Annotated in this window: 13 protein-coding genes; 9 read left to right on the top strand and 4 right to left on the bottom strand. The window is 28.9% G+C overall.

What is annotated here, in order from left to right:
- Window positions 1-447 precede the first annotated feature (447 nt).
- Both gltB and NNC19_RS03620 read left to right on the top strand, forming a co-directional pair.
- Window positions 448-5010 (top strand): glutamate synthase large subunit, encoded by a 4563-nt coding sequence (gene gltB / locus NNC19_RS03625; RefSeq protein ID WP_310937252.1) that lies wholly within the window; start codon window positions 448-450, stop codon window positions 5008-5010.
- A gap of 12 nt (window positions 5011-5022) precedes the next feature.
- Window positions 5023-6510 (top strand): glutamate synthase subunit beta, encoded by a 1488-nt coding sequence (locus NNC19_RS03620; protein WP_310937251.1) that lies wholly within the window; start codon window positions 5023-5025, stop codon window positions 6508-6510.
- 26 nt (window positions 6511-6536) lie between these two features.
- Here NNC19_RS03620 and NNC19_RS03615 read toward each other — a convergent pair whose 3' ends face one another.
- The gene (locus NNC19_RS03615; RefSeq protein ID WP_310937250.1) at window positions 6537-7919 is read right to left on the bottom strand and encodes a DUF2334 domain-containing protein; all 1383 of its coding nucleotides are present in this window, start codon (window positions 7917-7919) and stop codon (window positions 6537-6539) included.
- Between the two features lie 229 nt (window positions 7920-8148).
- Between NNC19_RS03615 and pflA the strand changes: the two genes are divergently transcribed.
- Window positions 8149-8856 carry a pyruvate formate-lyase-activating protein gene (gene pflA, locus NNC19_RS03610; protein ID WP_310937249.1) on the top strand — a complete coding sequence of 236 codons (708 nt, stop codon included), beginning with the start codon at window positions 8149-8151 and terminating at the stop codon, window positions 8854-8856.
- 402 nt (window positions 8857-9258) lie between these two features.
- Window positions 9259-10488 (top strand): M48 family metallopeptidase, encoded by a 1230-nt coding sequence (locus tag NNC19_RS03605; protein ID WP_310937248.1) that lies wholly within the window; start codon window positions 9259-9261, stop codon window positions 10486-10488.
- 21 nt (window positions 10489-10509) lie between these two features.
- Here the strand turns inward: NNC19_RS03605 and NNC19_RS03600 are convergent, their stop codons facing one another.
- Window positions 10510-11127: a 3'-5' exonuclease gene (locus NNC19_RS03600; protein WP_310937247.1), complete on the bottom strand. Its 618-nt coding sequence runs from the start codon at window positions 11125-11127 to the stop codon at window positions 10510-10512.
- A 63-nt stretch (window positions 11128-11190) separates the two neighbouring features.
- Window positions 11191-12087, bottom strand: coding sequence for an arginase (gene rocF, locus NNC19_RS03595; protein WP_310937246.1), 897 nt, complete (start codon window positions 12085-12087; stop codon window positions 11191-11193).
- Between the two features lie 245 nt (window positions 12088-12332).
- Here rocF and NNC19_RS03590 point away from each other — a divergent pair, with 245 nt between their 5' ends.
- The 5 genes from NNC19_RS03590 (at window position 12333) to trmB (ending at window position 17166) form a co-directional block, all read left to right on the top strand.
- On the top strand, window positions 12333-13283 hold the full coding sequence (locus NNC19_RS03590; RefSeq protein ID WP_310937245.1) for an L-lactate dehydrogenase: 951 nt from the start codon (window positions 12333-12335) through the stop codon (window positions 13281-13283).
- Window positions 13284-13592: 309 nt separating this feature from the next.
- Window positions 13593-14627: a phosphodiester glycosidase family protein gene (locus tag NNC19_RS03585; RefSeq protein WP_310937244.1), complete on the top strand. Its 1035-nt coding sequence runs from the start codon at window positions 13593-13595 to the stop codon at window positions 14625-14627.
- Window positions 14628-14644: 17 nt separating this feature from the next.
- Window positions 14645-15721, top strand: coding sequence for a hypothetical protein (locus tag NNC19_RS03580; RefSeq protein ID WP_310937243.1), 1077 nt, complete (start codon window positions 14645-14647; stop codon window positions 15719-15721).
- Between the two features lie 116 nt (window positions 15722-15837).
- On the top strand, window positions 15838-16512 hold the full coding sequence (locus NNC19_RS03575) for a site-2 protease family protein (RefSeq protein WP_310937242.1): 675 nt from the start codon (window positions 15838-15840) through the stop codon (window positions 16510-16512).
- Window positions 16513-16527: 15 nt separating this feature from the next.
- On the top strand, window positions 16528-17166 hold the full coding sequence (gene trmB / locus NNC19_RS03570; RefSeq protein WP_310937241.1) for a tRNA (guanosine(46)-N7)-methyltransferase TrmB: 639 nt from the start codon (window positions 16528-16530) through the stop codon (window positions 17164-17166).
- Window positions 17167-17218: 52 nt separating this feature from the next.
- Here the strand turns inward: trmB and NNC19_RS03565 are convergent, their stop codons facing one another.
- Window positions 17219-18727, bottom strand: a complete 1509-nt coding sequence (locus tag NNC19_RS03565; protein WP_310937240.1) for a Ppx/GppA phosphatase family protein — start codon at window positions 18725-18727, stop codon at window positions 17219-17221.
- Window position 18728: the final 1 nt, after the last annotated feature.

The raw sequence follows: 18728 nt of genomic DNA, 5'->3' as shown, positions 1-18728 counted from the left end.
AAATCATAATTCATTAAAAAAACTAAATTGATAAGTGGAAAATATCAGAGGCCATTAATGTTATTATATAGACATTGATGGCTTTATTAGTATAGCAAAATAAGAATAAAATTTACAAAAAAATGTGCTTATAAAGAATATTAAGCAAGAATACAATTGAAAAAGATAGTATAAAGTATAAAGAGACAAAAAAGTAAAATTAATCATATTGTATTAATTGATTTAAATTAATATAATATACTTAATATTAGTGTGATTATTTAAATAAATTCGTAAAAAAACATAAAAAAAACTAATAAACATACTTTCCTTTATACAGTAAAGTGTATAAATATGAAAGGATTTATATGTTCTAACTTAAAAAAATAAAGAAATTAAACAAAATTCTTTAAAAAAATAAAAAAAAGATATATATTATAAACAAGAAGACTAGAAAGGATAGGTTGTATGAGAAGAGAAAATGATATTATGGAAAAAGGTTCAAATGGTGGTTTATACGATTCAAGATTTGAACATGATAATTGTGGTATTGGGGCTGTAGTTAATATCAAGGGAATAAAAACTCATGAAACCGTAGCTAATGCCCTAAAGATTGTTGAGAATTTAGAACATAGAGCAGGTAAGGATGCTGAAGGTAAAACTGGTGATGGAGTTGGAATATTGCTTCAAATATCACATGAATTCTTTCTAGAAGCAGTTAAACCTTTAGGTATAAATTTAGGTTCTGAAAGAGATTATGGAATAGGGATGTTCTTTTTTCCACAAGATGAATTAAAGAGAAATCAAGCAAAAAAAATGTTTGAAATAATTGTAGAAAAAGAAGGATTAGAGTTTTTGGGTTGGAGAGAAGTTCCAACAGACTCAACTGTACTTGGAAGCAAGGCTGTTGACTGTATGCCATGTATAATGCAAGGATTTGTTAAAAGGCCTGATAGTTTATCAAAAGGATTAGATTTTGATCGAAAACTTTATATAATTCGTAGGGTATTTGAGCAAAGTAATGATAATACATATGTTGTATCTTTATCTAGCCGTACAATTGTATATAAAGGAATGTTTTTAGTTGGACAACTTCGATTATTCTTCAGAGATTTGCAAAATCCATTATATATATCAGCTATTGCATTAGTTCATTCACGTTTTAGTACTAATACAAATCCAAGTTGGCATAGAGCACATCCAAATAGATTTATTGTTCATAATGGAGAAATTAATACTATCCGTGGAAATGTAGATAAGATGCTTGCAAGAGAAGAAAATATGTCATCTAAATACTTAGAGCATGATATGCATAAAGTGATTCCAGTTGTAAATCAAGAAGGATCAGATTCTGCTATGCTTGATAATACACTTGAATTCTTAGTTATGAGTGGAATGCCATTACCACTAGCAGTAATGATTGCAATTCCAGAACCATGGAGCAAGGATAATAGTATTAGTCAATCTAAAAAAGATTTCTATCAATACTATGCAACAATGATGGAACCATGGGATGGACCAGCTTCCATTCTTTTTAGTGATGGAGATATAATGGGAGCTATATTGGACCGTAATGGACTTAGACCATCTCGTTACTATATAACAGATGATGATAATTTAATATTATCTTCAGAAGTTGGGGTGCTTGATATTGATCCTGCAAAGATTCTTGTTAAGGAAAGATTAAGACCAGGAAAAATGTTACTAGTTGATACTATTAAAGGTGAGCTTATTGATGATGAAGTATTAAAAGAATATTATGCACATAAGCAACCTTATGGAGAATGGTTAGATAGTAATTTAATTAGACTTAAGGATCTTACTATACCTAACAAAAGAGTAGAAGAATGTTCACCTGAAGAAAGAGCTAAACTTCAAAGAGCCTTTGGATATACATATGAGGATTTAAAGACTGCAATTCTTCCAATGGCAAGAACAGGAGCAGAGCCAACTGCTGCAATGGGGGTTGATAGTCCACTACCAGTTTTATCAAAAATGAAACAACCGTTATTTAATTATTTTAAGCAACTTTTTGCGCAAGTAACAAATCCACCAATTGATGCTATCAGGGAAGAAATAGTAACATCAACATCTGTATATATTGGTGAAGATGGTAACTTGTTGGAAGAAGAAGCTATAAATTGTAGGGTGTTGAAAGTTAATAATCCAATACTTACTAGCACTGATTTGCTAAAAATAAAAAATATGAAAGCAGATGGATTTAAAGTTGTAGTTATTCCTATTACTTACTATAAGAATACATCATTAGAACATGCAATAGAGCATCTGTGCCTTGAAACTGATAGAGCATATAGAGATGGAGCTAATATTTTGATACTTTCTGATAGAGGAGTAGATGAAAATCATGTTGCAATACCATCACTTCTTGCAGTTTCAGCACTTCAACAACATTTAGTAAAAACAAAGAAGAGAACTTCTGTTGCAATGATACTTGAAAGTGGAGAACCAAGAGAAGTCCATCATTTTGCTACTTTACTTGGTTATGGAGCTTGTGCAATCAATCCATATTTGGCTCAAGAAAGTATAAAAGAGCTTATTGATAATAGAATGCTTGATAAAGATTACTATGCTGCAGTAGATGATTATAATAATGCAATTCTTCATGGAATAGTTAAGATTGCATCCAAAATGGGAATATCTACAATTCAGTCATATCAAGGATCACAAATTTTTGAAGCTATAGGTATTAATTCAGAAGTTATAAATAAATATTTTACTAATACAGTTAGTAGAATAGAAGGAATTAGTGTTAAAGATATTGAAAAGCAGGTAGATGAACTTCATTCTTCAGCTTTTGATCCACTTGGACTAAATGTTGATTTAACATTAAATAGTGAAGGAAGTCACAAGCTTAGAAGTGAAAAAGAAGAACATTTGTATAACCCTAAAACAATTCATCTTCTACAATCAGCAACTCGTAGTGGAGATTATGATACGTTTAAAGAATATACTTCATTTATTAATAGTGAAACAGATATAGGGAATTTAAGAGGATTATTAGAATTTAATTATCCTAAAAAAGGTATATCAATTGATGAAGTTGAAAGTGTTGAATCTATTGTAAAGAGATTTAAAACAGGGGCTATGAGTTATGGTTCTATATCAAAGGAAGCTCATGAAACTCTTGCAATTGCAATGAATATGCTTCAAGGTAAATCAAACTCTGGTGAAGGTGGAGAAGATTTAGAAAGGCTTACTGTAGGTGAAGATGGCATTAATAAATGTTCTGCAATAAAGCAAGTTGCATCAGGAAGATTTGGAGTTACTTCAAGATATCTGGTAAGTGCTAAGGAAATTCAAATAAAGATGGCTCAAGGAGCAAAACCAGGTGAAGGTGGACATTTACCATCAGGAAAGGTATATCCATGGGTTGCTAAGACAAGACATTCAACTCCAGGGGTAGGGTTAATATCTCCGCCACCACATCATGATATATATTCAATTGAAGATTTAGCTCAATTAATATATGACTGTAAGAACGCAAATAAGGATGCTAGAATATCAGTTAAACTTGTTTCAGAAGCTGGGGTAGGTACAGTAGCTGCAGGCGTTGCTAAGGCTGGTGCACAAGTTATTCTTGTTTCAGGTTATGATGGTGGTACAGGAGCTGCACCTAGAAATTCAATATACAATGCAGGTCTTCCATGGGAACTTGGAGTTGCAGAAACACATCAAACATTAATAATGAATGATTTAAGATCAAAAGTTATTCTTGAAACTGATGGTAAACTTATGAGTGGTAGAGATGTTTTAGTAGCAGCACTACTTGGAGCGGAAGAATTTGGTTTTGCAACTGCACCACTTGTAACTTTAGGTTGTGTAATGATGAGAGTATGTAATTTAGATACTTGCCCAGTTGGTGTTGCAACACAAAATCCTGAACTTAGAAAGAGATTTAAGGGTAAACCAGAATATGTTATGAACTTTATGAGGTTTGTAGCCCAAGAGTTACGTGAATATATGGCTAAACTAGGTATTAGAAAAATTGACGAATTGATTGGAAGAACTGATTTATTAAGACAAAAAGAAAATGTTTCATTAAAAGCAGCTAATACTATAGATCTTTCTAGAATTATAAATAATCCTTATATTGGAGAAAACTATACTAATACCAATTATGATAATAAGCAAGTATATGATTTTGAACTTGAGAAGACTGTTGATGAAAGAGTGTTGCTTAAGAAATTAAAATTATCACTTGATAATAAGGAAAAGAAAACTATTGAAATAGATGTAACAAATATAGATCGTACATTAGGAACAATATTTGGAGCTGAAATTACAAAGAAATATCATAACACATTGGAAGATGATACTTTTGTTGTAAAATGTAAAGGTAGTGGTGGACAAAGTTTTGGAGCATTTATTCCAAAAGGATTAACATTAGAACTTATAGGTGATAGCAATGACTATTTAGGAAAAGGACTATCTGGAGGAAAAATAATAGTTTATCCACCAAAAGGTGTTAAATTTAAAGAAGATGAAAATATTATAATAGGTAATGTTGCATTATATGGAGCTACAAGTGGTAAGGTATTTATAAATGGTGTAGCAGGAGAAAGATTCTGTGTACGTAATTCTGGAGCAACTGCTGTTGTTGAAGGAGTTGGTGAACATGGATGTGAATATATGACTGGTGGACGTGTTATTGTACTTGGAAAAACAGGTAAAAACTTTGCTGCTGGTATGAGTGGCGGAATTGCCTATGTATTAGATGAAAATAGAGATTTATATAAGAAGCTAAATAAGGAACTTGTTTCAACTGAAGGTGTTACTTCTAAGTATGATGTTTTAGAATTGAAAGAAATCATTGAAGAGCATGTAAAACATACTAATTCTAAAAAAGGTAGAGAAATACTAGAAAATTTTGGAGAATATTTACCGAAGTTTAAGAAGGTAATCCCATATGATTATAAGCGTATGCTTATGACAACAGTGCAAATGGAAGAAAAAGGACTTAGCAGTGAGCAAGCACAAATTGAAGCATTTTATGCTAATACAAAGAGATAGGAGCGAAATAACATGGGAAAACCAACAGGCTTTTTAGAATTTGAACGTGAAAATAGTTTAGCTATAGATCCAAAAGAAAGAATAAATAATTTTAATGAATTTCATACACCACTGACAAAGGAAAAAAGAAAAGCTCAAGGGGCTCGTTGTATGGATTGTGGAGTACCATTTTGTCAATCAGGAATGACAATTAAAGGAGCAACAACAGGATGTCCTTTGCATAATTTGATTCCAGAGTGGAATGATTTGATATTTACTGATAATTGGGATCAATCATATAAGCGTTTATTAAAAACAAATAACTTCCCAGAATTCACAGGAAGAGTATGTCCAGCGCCTTGCGAAGCAGCATGTACTTCAGGAATTAATTGTTCGCCAGTTTCTATTAAAGAAAATGAATTAAGTATTATTGAAAATGCTTATGAAAATGGTGTTGTAGAAGTTAATATACCAAAAGTTAGAACTGGGAAAAAGATAGCAATAGTAGGTTCTGGTCCATCAGGACTTGCTGCTGCTGATCAATTAAATAAACGTGGTCATGATGTAACAGTATATGAAAGAGAAGATCGTATTGGAGGATTACTTATGTATGGAATCCCAAATATGAAACTTGAAAAAAATATTATAGAAAGAAAAGTTTCTATAATGAAAGAAGAAGGAGTTAAGTTTGTAACTAATGCAAATATTGGTGCAAACTATAAAGCTTCAAAGCTCAAGAAGGAATTTGATAGTATTATTTTAGCTTGTGGTGCATCAAATCCAAGAGATATTAAGGTACCTGGAAGGGAAGCTAAAGGAGTTTATTTTGCAGTAGATTTTCTAAAGTCAACTACAAAGAGTCTTTTGAATTCTAATTTACAAGATGGTAAATATATATCAGCTAAGGATAAGAAGGTAATAGTAATTGGTGGAGGAGATACTGGTAATGACTGTGTTGGTACATCAATTAGACATGGAGCAGCATCGGTAATGCAACTTGAAATGATGCCAAAATTACCAGATGAAAGAGCTGATAACAATCCTTGGCCTGAATGGCCTAGAGTTTGCAAAACAGACTATGGTCAAGAGGAAGCTATTGCTGTATATGGACATGATCCAAGAGTATATCAAACAACAGTTAAAGAGTTTATTTCTAATGAAGCTGGAGAAGTATGTAAAGCAAAACTTGTTAAGCTTGAAAGTAAGAAAGATGAAGATACAGGTAGAATGATGATGGTAGAAATATCTGATTCAGAATATGAAGTAGAGGCTGATTTAGTACTTATTGCTGCTGGTTTCTTAGGAAGTGAAAATTATGTTACTAAGGCTTTTGATGTTGAAGTCGATGGGCGTAGTAATGTGTTAACAGAATCAGGCAAATACAAAACAAGTGTTGATGGTGTATTTGTAACAGGAGATATGCATAGAGGTCAGTCTTTGGTTGTTTGGGCAATTAGAGAAGGACGTGAAGTAGCTAAAGAAGTAGATTTAAACTTAATGGGATATACTAATTTAGAATAAAAAAAAGTGGATTTAATCCACTTTTTTTAATTGTCTGACTTTTTCAGTTCATCTACATGAATAGTCACGCAATTATTATTTTTAATAGAATTAACTATTGTTTTCATTGGAGAATCATCACTAATAGTATAATTAAGTTTATTATTATCTGTATTAAAGTCTATATAGTCAATTTCAATTGAAGGATGATAGAAAAAACTTTTTAATACACTTTTATCCTTTGAAGCCAGTCCATTAGTTATACTTGCTGAACTTCCATTTTCAACAAATCCCAACGGAGTAGGAACAAATAAGCTGCCTTCTTCTGATTTATATATATTTTTCTTTGAATTATCATAAGGTTCGTAAATATATCTAAAATAATCTCCTATTATTTTTTGTTGCAAATGAGTATCTCTATAATGAGGACTTTCATAAAAACTTATTGGAATATTTAGAGCGCTAGCTGTATCAATACCATTTTCAATAACTTCTCTAGTTGATTTTTCATCACTATTAACATTTTTAGACATTTCTTCACCTACAGCACTTCTTTCATCATCATGTTGATGAGTGTAACCATGCAATCCAATTTCACAACCTTTATTAATTAAGTAATCAAGAAGATTAATAAAACCAACATTAGTAATATTGTTATTTGTCAGTAAATCATTATCAATACCATCAGTTGGAGCCTTAAATCTAGGAATCCATCCAAGATGAAATTTAATTCCTTGAGAAAATAGATAATCTCCCATAATTTTAATTTTGGTTTGATTTTTGTCAACAAAATTTGAATCACCACAAGTAAAATCTTCAAACCTAAATAAAGCTATGTTCTTACCATCTTCTAAAGTTTGTGGGGTTGGAGTTTTTACTTCATTATTTAAAAGAGTAATACTATTTGCGTCAAAATCAAATTCTGCAAAAAGATTAAAAAGCTCTTCTATATCAGATATTGATATATAGGGTTCATTGTCTTTAAAAAGTATATTACCTCTTAAATGTCCTGTTTTTTCATTTTTTGTAAAAGAATTAGAGTTAGCATTTACTAGAATTTTGTTAGAATCACTTATTATAGAATATAATTCATCATTATACAGAGTCTTGTATCCCAATTTGTTAGATATGTATGATAAAGGTATATAATATCTTTGAGATTTTAAAAGCACAGGAATATTTTTTATATTATGGTCATTAAGAATATTGAAAGTAACTCCTGAAACTTTGCTAATTGACATATCATCAAAATTAAGTTTTGCTTTGTATGAACTTGTAAAATTATCATCAGGTAAAAGAGAAGATGATAGTACATTATTTTTTATAGTTACTTCATTATTTAAAAAAATATAATGGCGCCATATGCCATAACCTGTTAAAATCATTAGTAAAATAAGTGGAATTACGATTAATTTAATTTTCTTTTTCATTCTCTACACCTACCAGTTGTATATAAATTTTAATTTCTTCTAATTATACTATTTTTTTATCAACTAGTATACAATAATTTAGGATAATTTGACTTAAATAAGAATAAAGGCTTGAATTTTAAGCTTTAAAGATAAAATATTAAACATAATATTCTTTCACCTTTTTATATTAAAGAATATGTTATATAATAAAAATATAAACAAATGAAAGTTTTGATTGGAGGAAAATATGGCTATAGGTAGAATTCATTCAATAGAATCAATGGGACTTGTAGATGGACCTGGAATTAGAGTTGTGGTATTTTTTCAGGGATGTGCATTAAGGTGTAAGTATTGCCATAATCCTGATACATGGGCAGTAAATGAAGGTGAAGAATATTCACCTGAAAGGCTTGTGAATAAAATTAAAAGTTTTAAACCATATTTTCAAAAAAGTGGAGGTGGGGTTACTTTTTCAGGAGGAGATCCATTAAGGCAACCTGAATTTCTTTTAGAGGTATTAAAGCTTTGTAAAGAAAATGATATAAACACTTGTATTGATACTGCAGGATATGGATTTGGAGACTATGATGAAATATTAAAATATACGGATTTAGTTCTTTTTGATATTAAGGATATTACAAGAGAAGACTATAAGAAAATAACTCTTATGGAGATAGATGAGTCTTTAAATTTCTTAGAAGCTATGAAAAGAAACAATACTAAAATATGGATAAGACATGTTGTGGTTCCAGGGTACACAGATGGAGAAGAACATATAAGGAAACTTAATGACTATATTTCAGATATTCCAAATGTAGAAAAAGTGGAGTTATTACCTTATCATCTTTTGGGGGTAAACAAATATGAAATGATGAATATGAAATATCCATTAGAAGGTGTTCCTACAATGGATAAAGAAGTATGTGAAAGTTATAAGAAATTAATAACTAAATAAATATAGCACCAATTACTAATGAATTTTGGTAATTGGTGCTTTGTTAAATGTTAAATATTATCATCACTATTTGAAGATTGTTTATGTTCAAATTTTTTCTTAGAGCTTTCATATTTTTTTGGGTCATAAAATATACATATGGATAAAAAAAGACCTATAGGTATACCTATATAAATTTTCTGAAATAGAAATGAAAAACTAATTGATATACCTAAAAAGGCTAATAAAAAGTGTATGAAATTTTTAGTGGTGAAATTCATATTAATACCTCCCAATATAACTATAAATCAATTATACATAATATTATCAAAAGTTACAATTAATAGTAAGAAATGTTTTGTTAAGTTAATGGATTATTTTAAGAGAGATAGAATATATATAAAAAGGGATGGAGGAGATATAATGAAAAAGTTTCTTGTAAGGACACTGGTTGGATTTTCTTTAATATTTATTATACTATTTGCCTTAACTATGGCTTTAGAGTTTAAGAATAAAAGCGGTTTAACAGAGCAGGTTAAAGTTGAAGAAAGTATTGTGGATGGACAAATTCAAGTTCCAGAGACTCCTAAAAAGGTACAAGCAAATTATGAGTTTTCACAGTTATATTTTTTTTGTGGAACACTCATAAGTTTAGGGACTCCAATACTTTTTTACTATTTTGGAGGAATTGAACTTATTAAGAGGATGAAACTTAAAAAGAAGATAATAGAAGGAATAGTATTATGTATATTGTATGGAGCTTTATCAGAAATTCTATTATTTCCAAAGGTGCTGTTTAGTAGCTTTTATAGAGCAAGATTAGTAGGCTTGAGTAATCAAAGTTTTTTTAATTTTTTAAGTGATTTTATAAAAGGGTTAGGAGAAGATTTAATATTTGTATTACCAATTGCTGTGGTTATATATTTGATTTTTCTAAAAAGGAAGAGATGGTATATATGGGTATCTGGTATATTAGTATCAGTTAGCTTAATTAGCAATTATGTTTATCCATATATTGATGAAATGGAAAATAACCTTGTTGATATGGAAGATGGAGAATTAAAAGATAAGATTTTAGAGTTGTCAAAGGATGCTGGCATTGAAAATTTAGATATAAAGGTTATCCCAAAAAGTCATAAAACAGAAAGTATGAATGCATATATGACAGGAATACATAATAGTAGAAGAATTGTATTTTGGGATACTACATTAAATAAATTAAGTGAAAAAGAAATATTATCAGTTGCAGCACATGAAATGGGGCATTATAAACTCAATCATATCCAAAAATCCATGATTCTTGGATTACTAGGAATTGTAATGATGGTTTTAGCCATTCATATATTTATGCTTAAAAGTAAGGGAAGAGAATATAGAATAATTGATAATGTTCCAAGGATATTATTAATATTAAGCATAATATCTATTTTAACAGCACCGTTAGAGACTGCTATTTCTAGAAAAGCTGAGGTAGAAGCTGATGAATTTGCAATGAAAGTCACTCATGATAATTTAACAAATGGTCTATTGGAGTTAAAGTTTGTAGAAAGTAATTTAACACCTATAAATGTTAATAGTTTATATAAATGGCTTGCCTATGATCACCCTACAGTGAAAGAAAGAATTGAGAATAGTAATAAATTTAAAGAATAGCAAAACAAAAGAGGCTACTTATTAGTAACCTCTTTTGTTTTGTGAACTGAAATAACCAGCAGGAATATATCCTTTTTTTAATCCTTCTATAATTAGTAAATAAGTTGCAGCAGTATCAAATCTAGCATCATGATAATTTCCACTACCTTGAAACAGTTGGTTAGCTTTAGCAGAAATTTGATCTTTGCTTATATTTAAGAATGAAATAACTTCTTCTAGCTTTGGATTCTTATAATCCCCATTAGGTCGTAAAATCTTACATATATTCTTGTAATAATTCATAGTACAAAAAGTATTTCTTGGTTCATAATCAATTCCCATACAGTTTAGTTCATGTTTCATAAATTTTATATCAAAATTCACATTATGACCTATAACAAAGTCAGCATCTCTAAAGTCATTTTCAAATTCCTCTAACATATCTTCAAAATATTTACCATTTGATAATTCATATAATTTCTCCAATGAAAAACCATGTATAGCTTCTGCGGAAGGGTCCATTTCATCAACAGTTATGAAAAAGTTTTTTCCTTCTGTTTTTTGTGGCTTAGTTGAAGCATCTATTGTAATATAGCTAAGCTGGCATATATGACCAGGCCTTATGCTCGTAGTTTCTGTATCAAAAATTAATAATTTCATTTTATTCCTCCTAAAGATTATTGTGACAATAAAACAATTATATCACAACCTAAGCTTTAAGAACTATAGTGAATTACTAATTGTATTTAAAAGAGATAAACAGCTATTCAAGCAAGTATCATTACTATCAAGTAATGGATTAAACTCTACAAAATCCATGGATTTAACTTTTTTTGTCATAAATAAAGAACTAATTATTTTTTTTCCACCTTCTAAAGTTAGTCCATCATCAACTGGAGTACCAGTACCAGGAACAAAGGATGGATCTATTGAATCTATATCAAAACTTAAATGAATATTATTTATATTTTTTTTGTTAATTATATCAAGAACTTCATTAATACAAGCATCTAACCCTTTTTCCTTTATTGCCTTCATAGTCCAAACATTAAGGTTATTTGATTTTATTAAGTCTAATTCTCCTTGATCTAGGTCTCTAGCACCTAGTATAAAAACATTTTTCATAGAAACCTTTTGACTTTTTGAAAATATTGATGTTAAATCATTGTCTCCCAATCCCATTGAAGCAGCCAATGGCATTCCATGAACATTTCCAGATGGTGTTGTATTTTCTGTATTAAGGTCACCATGAGCATCAACCCATATAACAGCATAATCATCTTTATAGAATTCTCCAGAAGCTGCAACGCTTCCAAGAGCTAATGCATGATCTCCACCGATAACTAGAGGAAATTTATCATTTTTCAAACTATTCCATACAGAATTTGCTAAAAGTTCATTAGCATCTACTATTTCGTTAAGATATTTCATTTTCTTACTGTGTATGAATTTATCATTTGTATTCACATTATTTATAAAAATATTCCCTAAATCATTTACGTTATGATTTTTAGAAAATATATTAACAAGTCCATTTTCTCTAAGTGTATTAGGCCCAAGGTCTACACCTGGTTTATCACAGCCATAGAATAATGGGACACCAATTATATTTATATCCATATCATACCTCCAGTTTTCGTCTTTATAGCCCATTAACTATATTAATATCATAATGATGTAATGTAAATATAAAATTTTATTAAATTTTATATACTTAGTTTATGTTTAAATAAGACGAAAAATTAATAATTATATGATATTATGATAAATATATGTATTATAAATTATTAATTAACTATTTTAAATTAAATATAGACAATTACTTGAGATTTATATAATACTAAAATATACAAGGAGGAGTAATTATGATAAAAGAAGGTAAAAGAAAAATATCAATAATTGGAGCAGGTTTTGTAGGTGCAACTACAGCTTATGCATTAATGAATAGTGGGATTGCAACTGAAATATGTATTTATGATATTAATATGGATAAGGCATTAGGAGAAGTAATGGATTTAGTTCATGGAACTTCATTTGTAAAGCCTGTTAATATTTATGCAGGTGGGTTAGACGAAACAAAAGATTCAGATATTATAATAATTACTGCTGGGGCAGGACAAAAAGAGGGGGAAACTAGATTAGATTTAATTGATAAAAATTATAAGATATTTCAAAGCTTTATTCCTGAATTAGTAAAGTATAGTCCTAAATCTATTTTGCTAGTAGTATCAAACCCAGTAGATATTTTAACTTATATAACTTATAAAATATCTGGTTTTCCAAAAGGAAGGGTAATTGGGTCAGGAACAGTGCTAGATACTTCAAGACTTAAGTTTGTATTAGGTAAGTATTTTGAAGTTAATAATAGTAATATTCATGGATATGTTGTAGGTGAGCATGGAGATAGTGAAGTTGTAACTTGGAGTAGTTCAAGTATTGCTGGAGAGAGTTTTGATGAATATTCAAAGCAAAGAAATTTAGAATGGGATAATGAAATAAAAGATGTAATAGAAAATGATGTTAAGAATGCTGCTTATGAAATAATTAGTAGAAAGAAGGCTACTTATTTTGCAATAGGGCTTGCTGTTAATAGGATAGTAGAGGCAATATTTAGAGATGAAAATAGTATTTTAACTGTCTCTAGTCTATTTCAAGGAGAATATGGGATAGAGGATATTTATTTAGCTATACCAACAATAGTTAATAGAACTGGAGCTAAAAGCACAATTGAAATGCCTCTTGATACTGAAGAAAAAGATAAGTTAAAAAAGTCAGCTGATATTTTAAAAGAACATTTAAAAAAATGTAATTTATAATTCATTTTTTTATAATTTATTCAGTAAAGTTTTTAGGTATAATTTAGATAATTATTTTTGTCTAAATTATACCTTATTTCAATTTTATTTTTAATTGTAAGAAATATTTTTGTAAATGTTTTATTGCAATAACTCTGAATTTATAATATGATTTTACAACTATAAAAACTTGAAGTATAATTTAGTATGAATATTAAAAAAAATAGCTAAATAGTGAAAAAAATATTATTAATATTGATATTACTGTAAAACGATTATATATTAGAGAAAATAAAGTGTAGAATTAAATTTTTAATGGAGAGGCAGCGAATGGAGAAAAATGTTAGTAAGATAAAAAAGAAAAAAAAGATTAAAAAGATTAGAAAATTTAGTTGGAAGTTATTAATTGGATTTATGTTTTTTGAATTGATTTTTACAGGTGCAACTGGACCATTGGTATTATTGTATGGGCCATTTCAAACTGCAAAATCTATATTTGTTGGTACAGCAGTTGGTTCAATGCATTATAGTTGGTTAGCAACTACATTTCTTTCAGAAGAAGAAATTAATAAAATTTTAGGAAGAGGAGGAACAGAATCTAACGAGAATAATATTTCAACGGATACAAATTCAAATTTAATTAGTATCTCTAACAATCATGATGAGACAATTGATCATAAAACAATTGAAGGAGAAAATTTTATTGGACAGGTTCTTACAATAAATGATCCCTTTAGAATTAAAATAGGTTATACATCGAAGTTAAATTCTTCTCAAAAAGAAGGTGAGACAACATCTATGATAGCTGAAAATAATAACGCAGTAGCAGCTATAAATGGCGGAGCGTTTCAAGATGAGCCAAATAGTCAAGCGTGGTCTGCAAATGGAGGTACTCCTTCTGGAGTGATTATTACTGGAGGAAATGTAATTTATGATGATACAGCAGGGGCGAAAAAAGGAACTATTGCTATGGCTAATGGTCGTTTAATATCTGGTGATTTTACTAAAAATGAATTATTGTCAAAAGGAGTTACAGAAGCTGTTAGTTTTGATACAGATGTTCTGGTTGTTGAAGGAAAAGCAGCAAAATTGAAATATCGTATTGGTGGATATTCCCCTAGAACTCTAATTGGACAAAAAAGTGATGGTAGTATACTATTTGTAGTTTTAGATTCTAAAAGCGGGAGTAGAATGGCCGCAACTTTAGATGAAGCACAACAAGTAATGATTAAATTAGGTTGTATGACAGCTACTACATTAGATGGAGGTAAGTCTACAACTATGTATTATAATGGGGAAGTTATAAATACTCCTTCAAATGAACTTGGAGAAAGGTATATACCAACTGCTGTTATAGTAAAATAAGTTAGAGAGGTTAACATATGAATGGATTCAAAAGAATTATAATATGGGCTTTGTTATCAGTACTGATGCAAGCTGCTGGATTATTATATTTAGATAAAGTATATTTTAAACAATCTTCTGATTTTAAAGTACAAGAACCTAAGAAAGAAGTAATACCAAATAATGTGGATTTGTCAATACCAAATGAAGCCACAAAAATAGAAAGTTCATTTGATGGTAAATATGTGACTTATTTTGTAGAAAATAAATTGTATCTTTTAGATACAAAAAATGGTACATCAGAAGAAATAATAACAAATGATGAAAAAAGAGAAGTTTTGTATAGTAAATGGCTTTCAGATTCAAATATGCTTACAATAGCTGAAAAGAAAGTGGGGAGTTCTTCTAAAAAAAATATTGTAGATATATTAGGTTTTACAGCAAATAATAAAAAGGAAAAGTCTTTTACAGAAAAAGGTGTACTAATTACATATACCAATGGAATGGAGATTGTTGGAATTGAAACAGAAACAAAAAATGGAGTTATATATATACCTGTAAACACTAATGGCAGTACTTCAACTATAGTTAGAAGAAACATTGATGGTAAATTTGAAAATATACCTATAAAAAATATGACTGTTAGTGAATTGTTAATATATCCCAATAAAAATGGAGATATGATTTATAAAGACAAAAAAAATAATAAATTTTATAGTTATTCAAATGGAAAATCAACAATAATTAATTTTACTGATTCTAATAAATATGAACTTTTAGGCATAGATTCAAAGGATAATGTATATTGGGGGGAGTTAGGTGCTGGAGATAAAATAACAAAAATAGTTTATGGTTCTATTGATACTAAAATAGCTACATGGAAGACTGTACAGCTTGACAAAGGAGTATCTAAGAAGGAAATATATATTAATAACAAAAATGAAATTTTGGTTAATAATAGCTTAGAAGGAAAGGTAAAAAACCTTACTACAAATGTAGAAGTAAGTTATTCAGGTAAATTTATTTCTGTGAATAATAAGGTGATTTTAAGCAAAGATAATGATAAGTTATATGTTAAAAACTTAGCTGAGGAATCTAATAAGGAAACTAAATAACTTGAACTAAAAACTTCTCTAGAATATTCTAGAGAAGTTTTTAGTCATATAAATTTCAATTTGCTATACTTTATGATATAATACCTTTCAGAATACTTTTTGAATAGGAGAGAATTATGGACTTAATGAATAACATGAGCTTAACAGATTTTCTATATAGCAAAATTATAATTGTTCCTGCAATACTTTTAGCATTTGCATTTCATGAATATGCTCATGCTAAGGTTGCAGATATGTTAGGTGATAAAACGCCAAGATTTCAAGGGAGACTTACTCTTAATCCTGCAAGTCACTTAGATCCTTTAGGAACACTACTTATACTTTTTGTTGGCTTTGGGTGGGCAAAACCTGTAGAAACAAATCCAAGAGTTTTTAAAAATTATTATAAGGATGATCTAAAGGTTAGTATAGCTGGACCACTTGCAAATTTATTTTTAGCTTTTATAGGGTGTCTATGTTGGGGAGTATTTATGGTACTTGTTATGAAAACAAGCTTTTTACCAAGTGCAATTTCTAATGTTATTATTGGAATGTTGCAAGCTGTTTTTTCTATTAATGCATCACTTTTTGTATTTAATTTATTACCACTTCCAGGACTAGATGGTTTTTGGGTGTTAAGAGATTTAAAACCAGATTTTTTTAATAGTATTAGTGACACATTATATAGATATCAACCGATTATTTGGTTTGCAGTTATATTTTTGGGAGGAAGAGTTTTATCTATCCCAGTTGGATACGTAATGCAGTTTATTTTAATGATAGTAAAACCAATATTTGGATTGTTGTACTAATCTAGGAGGACAGAAATGAGACTAAGAAAAAAATGGTGGGCGAGACCAGAATTAGAAGAAAATAAATTGTTTGTAAATGAGCCAAGAGAACTTAAAGGCAAGTGGAAAGAAGAGTTTGGAAATAATAATCCTATACATCTAGAGCTTGGATGTGGACGTGGTGGATTTTTAACACAAAATTGTTTAAAGTATCCTGATATAAACCATGTAGCTATTGATTTAAAAGATGAAGTTTTAGTATATGCTATGAGAAAGGTTCAAGAGTATCCTGAAATTAATAATGGAAGATTAGTAGCTTTAAATATAAGCTTTGTAAGTGAACTTTTCGATAAAGATGAGATAGAAAAGATTTATATTAATTTTTGCAACCCATGGCCTAAGGATAGACATAATAAGAGGAGATTAACACATTCAAGGTTTTTAGAGGAATATAAGAAATTCTTGAAGGTAGGTTCTGAAATGTGGTTTAAGACAGATGATACAAATCTTTTTAATGATTCACAGGAATATTTCAAAGAAAGTGGATTTGAAATAGAATTTTTAACATATGACCTACATAATTCTGATTTTAAAGAAAATATAATGACTGAATATGAAACTAAGTTCACTAAATTGGGAATGAAAACAATGTTTTTAAAAGCAAGATTGAAATAAAACAAGCTATCTGAACAGTTAAATTACTTAACTAGTTTAGATAGCTTGTTTTTTAATCTTTAAAAATTAAAAGAGTTTTATCATATATTTCATGAAATCTTCGTGATAATTTTGAAATTTGTTGAAATTCTAAATTTAAGTCAGATTTTGATAAAATTTTTATTATTACAGAATTTTCAGTTATAGTTACATGTAGGTCTTCTGCTTCACTTTTAAGATTTCTATTTAACTTTTCAGCTATAGCTAAAAGAATTCCTATTTCATCTATTGCTTTCACATTAAGCTTATTTATTAGTAAACAATATTGGGGTAAGGAAAGATGATAACTGAAATTCCTATGTGAAGCAGCTATGGCGGAACTAAGAAGTAATTCTTTATGAGTTAAGCCATTAATGTTGGAGTTTAATATTATATAAAATGAATGTTTTTCGTGCTGGTAATAGTTTATATTTGTACCTATATCATGAAGATATGATGCGGTTTTAATAATTTTATTATAGTAATCACCTAATTTATGGAGCGGTTTTAATGATTCAAAAAGTTTTTTTGTAGTATGGTAAACATGTTTGGAATGAGACAGGTTTAAGTTGAAGTCTTCTACTAAACCTATTAAACTTAAGTCTAATATATCTTGTGTTAAATTGAAGTTTTTTTCTATATAATCAAAAATAATACCTTCTTTTAAGCTAGGTTTAGATATAGTAATGTTAGATATATTAAAATATGAAACTATTTCTTGAAATAAAAGAGTTCCCCCAACTAGTAGATCTACATTTTCTTGTGAAATTCCATCCAGCCTTTTTCTTTGTGTAAGAGTTTTAGATTTTAGTAGATTATATATATCTTGAATATCTATATCATTTGTAATGTAGTTGTGCAATATGTCAAGAGGATATTTTTTTCGTATCCTATCGAGTTTGGCAACTGAGTGAATAGTTTCACCAGTACCAATTATATGATCAAATTTTATTCCTTTTATTTTGCTAATTTTATTTAACTCACTTTTAATATTTATTAAAGCCTTATCAATATTTTCTTTCAATATTTTATCTTGTAAATTATAGTTATATGATAAATTAGTTGAACCTATTGATAAGGTGACACTGTGCTTTATAGTTTTATTGGTTATCCATATTATATGAGTTGTTTTTTCTTGTATATTAATGAGTATAGCATTATCTAAATAAATACTGTTTATTATAGATAGATAAGTATAATATATTTCATCTTTAGTTTCTAAAATACATAATTCTATATTAAGTTCTTTCTTAATGGTTTTGATAAAAATATCTTTATTAATGGCATCATTTAAGAAGCTGGTGGATACTGGTATGAGTTTGGTTACCTCATAAGTATCAGCAAGATTTCTAAATTCTTTTAATATAGATATAGTTTCTTTTAGTTTTAAATCAGATATTTCATAATTTTTCATAATGTCATCATAAAGTCTTATGGGAAAAGATAGTTCATCAATTATTTTGAAATAGCCACTTTTTTGAATTTCGGTGAGGGTAAAAGTAATTGAATTACCACCGATTATAATGACTCCAGTTTTGTCCATA

The sequence above is a fragment of the Clostridium sp. SHJSY1 genome, assembly GCF_031626875.1.
In the GTDB taxonomy this organism is placed as follows: Bacteria; Bacillota; Clostridia; order Clostridiales; family Clostridiaceae; genus Clostridium.
This window is presented reverse-complemented; position numbering and strand designations above follow the sequence as displayed.